The following is a 402-nucleotide window of genomic DNA, read 5'->3' as shown; positions in this document are numbered from 1 at the left end:
GCGCAGCACGATCCGGTGCTCCCCCGGAGACAGCTGCGCTCCGCGGGCACGGTGCATCGCGCCGTAGGCGTTGTAGGCGATGAGAGGCGCCCCGTGGTCCAGGGCGAGCAGGTAACCGCCGCCCTGATCGCCGTGGGCCACGATCACGCCTGCCGCGTCGGCCTCGGTCGTGAGGTCGACCTCGACCGCGAAGGAGCGGAGGACCGTGAGCTTCGCCGAACGGAAGCGCTCCAGAGGAGGACGGAAGGGCACCAGGTCTATCGCCGCGGAGAGCGGTTCCTCGGTGTCGGGGCGCAGGCGGAACAGCACGCCGTCGTCATCGAGGGGGAACACGGTGTTGCGCCAGGCTTCCGCGTGCCAGCGTGCCGCCATCGCCGCGACGCGTTCGGGGTGATCGGCGGA

At 71.4% G+C, this 402-nt stretch carries 1 protein-coding gene; it reads right to left on the bottom strand.

The features are described from left to right. Positions 1–402, bottom strand: a 402-nt coding sequence (locus E3U55_RS17630) for a hypothetical protein (RefSeq protein ID WP_228547608.1), incomplete at both ends; no start/stop codon positions are given.

The sequence above is a fragment of the Filobacillus milosensis genome (assembly GCF_004402015.1).
GTDB classification, from domain to species: domain Bacteria; phylum Bacillota; class Bacilli; order Bacillales; family Alkalibacillaceae; genus Filobacillus; species Filobacillus milosensis.
Note: the sequence above shows the minus strand (reverse complement) of the source record. Positions and strands in the feature narration are given on the sequence as shown.